This is a genomic window from Thorsellia anophelis DSM 18579, assembly GCF_900111395.1.
In the GTDB taxonomy this organism is placed as follows: domain Bacteria; phylum Pseudomonadota; class Gammaproteobacteria; order Enterobacterales; family Thorselliaceae; genus Thorsellia; species Thorsellia anophelis.
In genome coordinates this window covers 1-9,360 of record NZ_FOHV01000050.1, presented here as the reverse complement: position 1 = coordinate 9,360, position 9,360 = coordinate 1, and the positions used below count along the sequence as shown (strand labels likewise).

At 30.8% G+C, this 9,360-nt stretch carries 5 protein-coding genes and 1 pseudogene; 5 read left to right on the top strand and 1 reads right to left on the bottom strand.

All coding sequences use genetic code 11. The annotated features are described in order from the left end of the window. A partial coding sequence (locus tag BMW37_RS14515) for a transposase (protein WP_143047687.1) occupies positions 1-284 on the bottom strand: 284 nt, incomplete at its 3' end. Between the two features lie 57 nt (positions 285-341). On the opposite strand from BMW37_RS14515, the pseudogene BMW37_RS14510 reads away from it, so the two are divergent. The 5 genes and pseudogenes from BMW37_RS14510 to BMW37_RS14490 all read left to right on the top strand — a co-directional run. Then, positions 342-2,657, top strand: a pseudogene (locus tag BMW37_RS14510) (type I restriction endonuclease subunit R, EcoR124 family); the annotation flags it as partial. A 660-nt stretch (positions 2,658-3,317) separates the two neighbouring features. Then, positions 3,318-4,676, top strand: coding sequence for a DNA adenine methylase (locus tag BMW37_RS14505; protein ID WP_093322667.1), 1,359 nt, complete (start codon positions 3,318-3,320; stop codon positions 4,674-4,676). Next, the gene (locus BMW37_RS14500) at positions 4,673-5,614 is read left to right on the top strand and encodes a phosphoribosyltransferase-like protein (RefSeq protein WP_093322664.1); all 942 of its coding nucleotides are present in this window, start codon (positions 4,673-4,675) and stop codon (positions 5,612-5,614) included. The genes BMW37_RS14505 and BMW37_RS14500 overlap by 4 nt, the downstream gene beginning before the upstream one ends. 1 nt (position 5,615) lies before the next feature. After that, complete coding sequence (locus tag BMW37_RS14495; protein WP_093322661.1) at positions 5,616-7,610, top strand: ORC-CDC6 family AAA ATPase; 1,995 nt, start codon at positions 5,616-5,618, stop codon at positions 7,608-7,610. Continuing rightward, positions 7,607-8,566, top strand: coding sequence for a hypothetical protein (locus BMW37_RS14490; protein ID WP_093322659.1), 960 nt, complete (start codon positions 7,607-7,609; stop codon positions 8,564-8,566). The genes BMW37_RS14495 and BMW37_RS14490 overlap by 4 nt, the downstream gene beginning before the upstream one ends. Positions 8,567-9,360 lie beyond the last annotated feature (794 nt).

Here is a 9,360-nt window from a genome sequence, read left to right as displayed (position 1 = left end):
GCTTCATTTAATGTCGATGTGGCTATGATGATATTGAGTTTTTTCTGCGCTTCAGAGAGCTTATTAACAGGGATAGGTGATTTAGTTTTACTGTTTGTCTTTTTAGATGTTGTTTTATTTTTCATGTCGTTATCATTCGATCCTGCTTTAAGCTCAGTTTGCCATTTATAAAGTGTGCTTTTTGAGATGTTATAGTGTTGGGCTAATGCTGTGATGCTTGTATAATCACCATCTAATAATTTCGTCAAAATTGTTTCTTTGAATTCTACGGTAAATTTACTCATTTGTCTGTCCTTATTATGATTAAGTTATCAATGGACAAGTAGTGTGACATAGGGGGCAGCAATACGTTATTAGTCATGCGTCCGTATCAAATTGCGGCAACTGAACGTATCTTGTGGAAAATCAAAAGCAGTTATCTCGCAAAAACGTGGAGTGATACTCAAAGTGGTGGTTATATCTGGCATACAACGGGTTCGGGCAAAACCTTAACCAGCTTTAAAGCAGCGCGGCTGGCAACTGAACTCGACTTTATTGATAAAGTCTTTTTTGTGGTGGATCGAAAAGATTTGGACTACCAAACCATGAAAGAGTATCAACGCTTTTCGCCTGATAGCGTGAATGGTTCAAATAGCACTCAAGGATTAAGACAAAATATTGAGAAAGATGATAACCGCATCATTGTGACCACCATTCAAAAACTCAATAATCTGATCAGAGCTGAAAACGACTTAGCGATATACCAAAAGCAGGTTGTCTTTATTTTTGATGAAGCGCACCGTAGCCAATTTGGTGAAGCACAAAAAAATATCCAAAAGAAATTTAAAAAATATTATCAATTTGGCTTTACTGGCACACCAATTTTCACTCAAAACGCACTGGGTTCAGAAACCACACAAAGCGTATTTGGTACTGAATTGCATGCCTATGTGATCACCGATGCCATTCGTGATGAAAAAGTGCTGAAATTTAAAGTTGATTACAACGATTTAAGGCCACATTTCAAACAGATTGAAATGGAACAAGATGAGGAAAAACTCTCTTCAGCCGCGCTGAAACAAGCTTTTTTACATCCAGAACGCATTAAAGAAGTCACCCAATATATCTTGAAGCACTTTCGCCATAAAACCCACCGTTTGAAACCCGGTAGCAAAGGCTTTAACGCCATGTTTGCTGTGAGCAGTGTCGATGCGGCAAAAGCGTATTATGAATCCTTTAAGCGACTGCAACAGGAACAAATGGCAATATCGCCGAATACGAAACCACTAAACGTCGCGACCATTTTTTCGTATGCCGCGAATGAAGAGCAAGATGCGATTGGTGACATCACAGATGAGAGTCTTGAAACATCTGCGATGAACAGTACCGCAAGAGAGTTTTTAGATGGCGTAATCAAGGATTACAACGCACACTTTAATGCCAACTTTAGTACGGAAGGTGAAGGCTTTCAGCAATATTATCGCGACCTTGCAAAACGTGTGAAAAGCCAAGAAGTGGATTTATTGATTGTCGTGGGTATGTTTTTAACAGGGTTTGATGCGCCAACGTTAAATACCTTATTTGTCGATAAAAACCTAAAATATCACGGTTTGATTCAAGCCTTTTCACGGACCAATCGGATTTATGATGCGACTAAAAGTTTTGGCAATATCGTTACGTTCCGAAATCTCGAACAAGAAACCATTGATGCAATCAAATTGTTCGGTGATAAAAATACCAAGAACGTGATCTTAGAAAAGAGCTTTGACGAATATATGAACGGCTTTACCGATATCCTTTCAGGCAAAGCGCGCCGAGGCTTTATTGAAATCGTCGCAGAGTTAAATGCACGTTTCCCTAATCCGCAAGAGATTGAAACCGAAGCCGATAAAAAAGCCTTTGTGAAATTGTTCGGTGAATATTTACGGGTTGAAAATCTATTACAAAACTTTGATGAGTTTACGGCATTAAGTGAGTTGCAAGCGATTGATATCAACAATGCAGAAGCCTTAGAAGCATTCAAAATAGAACATCATTTGACGGATGAAATGCTTACCGAGTTAAAAGGCATCAAACTACCAACAGAACGCGAATTACAGGATTATCGTTCTGTCTATAACGATACGCGAGATTGGCTAAGAGCGCCCGAAGAAGGCAAAGAATCCCCAACATTAGATTGGAATGATGTGGTGTTTGAAGTCGAGATATTAAATTCATTAGAAATCAATTTAGACTATATCCTGACGCTGATCTTCAAAGAAAAACAGTCTCAAAAAACCAAAGCCGATTTAATTGAAGAAGTACGCCGTGTCATTCGCTCAAGCTTAGATAACCGCGCCAAAGAGAGTTTATTAATCGATTTTATCAATCAAACCCATTTAGAATCGATTAGCGATTCAGCCAGTATTATCGATGCATTCTTCACATTCGCTAAAGCTGAACTACGCCGAGAAGTCGAGCAACTTATTCAAACAGAAAACCTCAATGACACCGCCGCAAGACGTTATATCAATTCGTCCCTCAAACGCGAACACGCCAGCGAAAGCGGCACCGAACTCAACGACGCCCTCCCAAAAATGAGCCTCCTCAACCCAGAATACAAAACCAAGAAACAAACCGTATACCAAAAAGTTTCGGAGTTAGTTGAGAAATATAAGGGAATTGGGAGCGGGGTTTGAGGTTGATTAAAAAATAAATATCAACTCGGTAAGTGATAAAAAATTAATAGCAATAAGCTTAAGTTACAGTTAATTATTAAGTATATTCAAAAAAAATATATTTAATTGACATAAACTTTTAAACTTAATTAATTCTACTATATTTTTATTGTAATATATATCAGCTAGGTTATGTAATGTTAATTAGAATGTAAAATAAACATACTAAACGGACTAATTAATATTTGAATATAACGGTTATTGATTTCATGTGAAAAATACATTAAATTTTGCTGAGACGTTTAGATGCAAGAAATTGAAATAATTGTATAGAAAGCGATCGACAGCACGTTGGTGAGCTTCAATCTAGACTCTAAAATATAATGCAAATTGATATATTTGTACAAATAATAGTTATTACATGAAATCAAAAAAAGATGCAAAATTATTTCATATGGATATTGATTTATTTAATTGTTGCAAATTTTGGTGAGTATAGCATAATTAGTCAGTATTGAAGTTGTAGTACGATAAATTTCAGATAATGATACATAAAACATATGTTTTTAGTGCAAATTTTGGAAATTATCAAAATTAACGGTAGAATACTTAAGTTTAACAATCTTAAATTGTGTTTAAGATTATTACGGCTACTAAATATTAAATTAATGAGAGAATAAATTGCATAACCAGCATACCTATATAAATGTTACAGATACATCTGAAATTTATTTATCCCTTAAAAAACAGTATAATGCATCAAAAAAGCCGCTGAGAGTAAATTTTAGAGAGATAGTGAACTGGGTTAAGTCAGGTGATCAGTTTACACACCAAATCCATCCTTACCCCGCAAAACTTCTACCACATATTGCTTATTTTTTTTCAAACGCGAGGGTCTTAGTTGGTAATGAGCAAAGTGTTTTAGACCCGTTTTGTGGTTCTGGGACAGTCGCATTAGAAGCCTCATTAGCAGGTTTAACTCCATACATTTGTGATTCAAATCCATTAGCACTACTTATAGCTAAAGTAAAAACTATGCCATATGATACTAGTGAGCTTTTAGAAACTCTAGATATAATCAAAGCTAAAGTTGCTAAATTCAGAACTGCGCCTAAGGTGGATGTAATAAACCATGAAAAGTGGTATTTTCAGAAAACAAAATTTGGATTGGAAAAAATATATAGAGCTATAATTGAAATTGAAAATTCAATAGTTAAGGAATTTTTTGAGATTTGCTTTTCTTTAACAGCGAAGAGATGTAGTCGAGCTGATCCATCAATAGCAGTACCAGTCTTATTGAAACCAAAAAAAAAATTCTCAGAAAATAAAAATAATGAAATTATAAGTCATTTATTAAATATCGAAAACACATCTCCATTAGGTGAATTTTATAGAATATGTATTAATAATATAAATAGAATTAAAAAAACGAACGAGATAAAACCACAAAGAAAAGCTGCCAAAGTTGTATCTAATAATGTCTTTAAACTATCTAGCAATACGGAAACATTTAAAACATCACTAATAATTACTTCACCTCCATATGGATGCGCACAAAAATATATTAGATCTTCAAGTTTATCACTTAACTGGTTAGAATTAGCATCTCCACCCAATTTAAAAGAATTAGATAGTATATCAATTGGTAGGGAAAGTTCACCTGCTAATACGAGGGTGAATTTTAGTGATAAATTGCCAATAGAATTTGAATTATTACTTCAAAAAATTAAAGAAAAAAATTTGCTTCGATACTATATAACAAATCAATATTTATATGAGATGAAAAACGCATATAAACAATTAGTTAATTGTATAGAAAACTATGGATATATAGTAATAGTTACTGGAAATAACTTAATTACTGAAAATGAATTGAGAAATGATCAGTTTACAATACAAATTATGAGACAATTAGGCTTGAAGCTAGAACTTCACTTAATCGATTCAATTAAATCTAGGGGCCTAATGACAAAACGGAATGTAAATGGTTCGATAATTAAAGATGAACATATTTTAGTATTTAAAAAGGAGAGCAAATGAACAATGAAGACTTTTCATCTAAAATGAAAGATTTAATTCTTCATTCTTGGGATGAAGAAATAAAATGGAGCTATTTGAATGAGTGGATTAATAACTTTAATGGTCAAGTGTTTGATATGGAAATAGAACAACAATATGCAAGATATATTCTCACTAAATTTATATATTTTAGTAAGCCAATGATAAGAGAAATGCTCAAATCTCTATATAGAGATTATTTTGCTTCACCTATAAAACAAGAAATTAGAAAGCTAGAAAAAGATCCACTAGATTTTATTAGTATTAAAAATAAATTTGAGATAGAACTTTCAAAAACAAAGTTTATTGGTATTGGTAACCCTTCGGAGAGTGGCGCGCATCTATTGTACTATTTTAGACAAGTTAATAAATTAAAAAAAGATTTTTTTGCTGATTTAACAAGTATTTTATTAGCAAATGGAAATGATGGGGACAAAATTGATTATATAATTAAAGATAAAAATATAGAACGGCTAGTTTTTTTTGATGATATTGTTGGTTCTGGTAGCCAGATTAGATGCTATTTAGGTGATATAATTAAAAAAATACGTATTCATAACCCGCATATAAAAATTTTGTTTTTTTCTTTATTTTCTTCTAGTGAGGGATTAATTCTTTTGAATAATGAGAATATGTTTAATGGAAAAGCTTTCACAATCTATGAATTGGATAAAACCTACAGATTATTTGATGATAATTCACGTTTTATTAACTCAGCAGACTCATTAGAGTTAAATAAATTAAAGAAAATGATTAAGCACTATGGGGATTTATTAAGCCCTAAGTTTTCATTTGGATGGAATAATAGTCAATTATTAATAGCATTTTCTCACAATACACCTGATAATGTGCCAATTGTTTTTTGGGCTGATATGAAAAATTGGAAACCAGCTTTTAAACGTTTTGGTAAGGAATATTAATATGGGTAATATATATAAAAACAATCCATTTTTTTTGGGTAGAGCTTCAGATTTTAGCGATAAACAAATTAATGAACTTTGGATAGAACCCCAAGCTGATAAACTATTAAAGTTTGATGATATAACTTCAAGCTTTATACTTGGTAGTAAAGGTTCAGGAAAAACACATTTACTTCGTTATTATTCTTATCCTGTGATGAGATTAAGAGAAACTGCACTCACCGGTATGCAAATTATAAAAAATACTGGTTACTTAGCCGTCTTTTTGAGGGCTACTGGAATTGATTCCTCTAGATTTGATTTAATTTCCAATAAATCAAGTGAATTAGGTGCTCAATTCTTTTTTGGTATGTACCTTGAAATAAAACTGACTGAGTTTGTACTTGACGCAATAATTGATCTAGAGAGAACTTCCCCAAATTACAGCTTTGATGTTAATTCATTTTTAAATGAAATTCGTGAAGTGATTACTGACAATCAAATAGATTCAATTACTACGATAAAAGAGTTATATCTCTGGTTAATAGATTTAAGAAAATCTTGTGATAATGTAATCAATAATGCTATTTTTTCAAAAGAAATCAATATTTCAATACCATTTAAACTAGGTGATTTGTTTCGCAGCATAAGCACAGCATTTCATAAATTAAATAGTGAAATCGATGCAACAATTGTTTATATGATCGATGAAATTGAAAACTTTACTATTGAGCAGCAAAAAGTAATAAATACTCTTCTTAGATATTGTGAAAATAAAGCGACTTTTAGGATAAGTGGTAGAATCTATGGAAAGAAAACAGATGATACTATTTCTGGAGAAATCAACAGACTAAATCATGAGTACAAAGTTATCTACCTTGATGACATACATAATGATGATAATCGAAAGTTCCAAGGTTTTGCGGAACAATTAATTGATTTAAGGCTAAAATCTGCTGGCTTGATCTTAATAAAAAATTTTTCAAGTTACTTTGAAGATATAGATAAAAATAATTTCTATCAAAATGCATTGCCTAATACAGTTGAACAATTGAAAGAAGTTGCATTAGAAAAACTTGAAATAATATTTTCTTTTTTTGGACTAAATCCAGATTTATTTCTTGAAATTAGTTCTTTATTGCTGAGCAATTTCCCCGCATTACTGCAAAGGTTGAATATTCTTATTTTTTTAAAAAAAATAAAGAAGTCTAAAAATAAAGATTCATTAGAAATAGCAACTTCAATCAGTAATGATGCCAAAATGTTTATTGATGATAAAATACCTAAAGGTAAAAATTACTATTATACGGCATATAATCATTACGCAATGGATTTGTATGCTCAGATCTGTGATGAAAATAAAAAGCATCTTGGTCTCGGTGTTAGATATTGTGGATTTAATACTTTTTTGAGTATTGCTCGTTGTAATCCAAGAAACTTATTGCTCCTAATGAGTAAAGTTTTCGAGATTTATGTATTCCGAGGTTTGAATTTTAATGAAGAACAACCAATAAGTATCGAAATCCAGACTCAAGCAATAAAAGAAACTGCTGACTTTATCTTTAATGCAGATACTAATTTAGGGGCTGAATCTGAGTCTGCATTGAAAGCTATAGAAAGATTAGGTGAGTTGTTTAAATTAGCTAGATTTTCATTAAATATACCTGAAGTATCCCCTTTAGCTTTTAGTTTTAGTGAAACGATAGATGCTGACGATGTCAATAAAAATATAGAAGCTGCATTGAATTATTCTTTAGCTTTTGAAATTGAATCAGGTAGAGTAGATAGAAATAGCAACTTAAAAATAAGGAAAATTCAAATAAATCCGATTTTATCCGCAAAATGGTCTTTACCTATAAAATATAGAGGAGATTTAAGTATAAACTCAACTTTGTTGAGGGCTATCTTTTCACCAGAAAAAGATAATGAATTTAAAATGAATTATGGTTATATGTCCAAAAAATGGAATTTGGATCTTAAAAATAGAAAAATAAATACCCCGGAGCTTCCTTTATGATCGACTATACAATTTTTCATAAACAAGAAATATCATATCATCAATTAGAATGCGATTTAATTAATTTTGATAAATTTATTTCAGCTTATAATCAAAGTGAACGAGTTAAGAATATATTTAATAAGTTTCCAGCTAAATCAAAATTTTGGGTTATACATCCCGAATATAAATTTGAGGAAGATGAATATCCTTCAGGTGGAGAATATATAGTCCTTAAAATGGAGGATATTGTTTTACAGGTGGATTTGATTATGGACAAGCTCGACATAAAAAACCATATTAAAAATGATTTAACTTTGTGTATAGATTGTACAGGTTTTATGCGAAATATTTTGATTTTACTACTTATGAAATTATCATATGCGGGTATGAAAAAGTTTCGTTTGCTATATTCAGAACCAAATGAATATATTAAACAAGATAATACTAAATTTTCTATTTCAACAAAAAGAAATCCAGTTATTGTTGGCCCATATTCTAATACAACAAAGTTAAATCCTAATTCAAGTTTAATCATTAATGTAGGATTTGATCATAAACTAATCTCTCATGTATATCAATATAAAGAAAGCTCTACTGTTTATCCTGTTTTTTCATTTCCATCATTAAGTGCTGATATGTATCAACAAAGTACGTTAAGGGCATCTAAATCAGGTGAAATCACATCAAGTACACAATGGACAACCAATAGATATTATGCTCCTGCAAATGACCCTTTTGCAACAGCCTGTATTGTTTCAGAAATTGTTAATCATATAGTAGGCTTAGATCCAGAATCAATTATCTATTTGTCACCATTATCAACGAAAATTCAAGTAATTGGTTTCGTTTTATTTTGGTTATATGAAAATCAAAAATATTCAGTGAATTTTTTAATGCCTGAATGCACTGAATATTCAAGAGAAACAAGTAAAGGAACAAAAAAAATTTGGTATTTCGAATTTGAAACACCATAAAAAATTTAATTAATATTTAGTTAAATTTTTTTCTAATTTTATTTCCAATCTTAGATTCAATCATTAATTCCATTCCATTATATAAACACAATGCATATTATTTTTAATAAAGTAATTTTAATTAATAGTTAATTGTGATTTATTTTAAGTAAGATAAGTAGTGTTACTGAACAAAATTAACTTGACTAAGTACTGTTCAGTTCGGGTATAACTATAATTTCTCAGTTATTTTATTGAATTATAAGTGGATTATTTAATGTTATAAGTAAAATTAGAGGTATGTCATGTTGAGAATAAATGGTTGAATTATATTGAGTGTGTAATATTGCAAATTATAAAATACAATATTACTTATGTAATAATACACTATTCATTATATATAAACTTAAAGCTATAAGAAAGATAAATGATAGATGTTGTTCTCTGTCTGGCTAAAATAAGTGATTCTATATTTTTCTAAAATTACTTATTTTAATAGAGGGATGCTTGTAATTTTGTATTGATTGTAAGCTATAGTATTACATATGCGTTAAAATGAATCTACTAGTTACCAGGGGGCGAGCAAGCTTTTTTTAGGGCATTGATTTACATAATTATTTAAATTACTGCTTTTGATTTACTTTAATTTCCCACAACACTTTACTTATTTAAATAATAGATAAAGATGGATTGTAAATTAATGTATGCTCACGCCCTGACTTGTAATGGTCAAGTTTTTTTGTAGGGTTTTTTAGCCTGTTTTTAATAATTCTCTTCTTTTTTGTAATGGCGTCATGTAGCCAATTGCAGAGTTA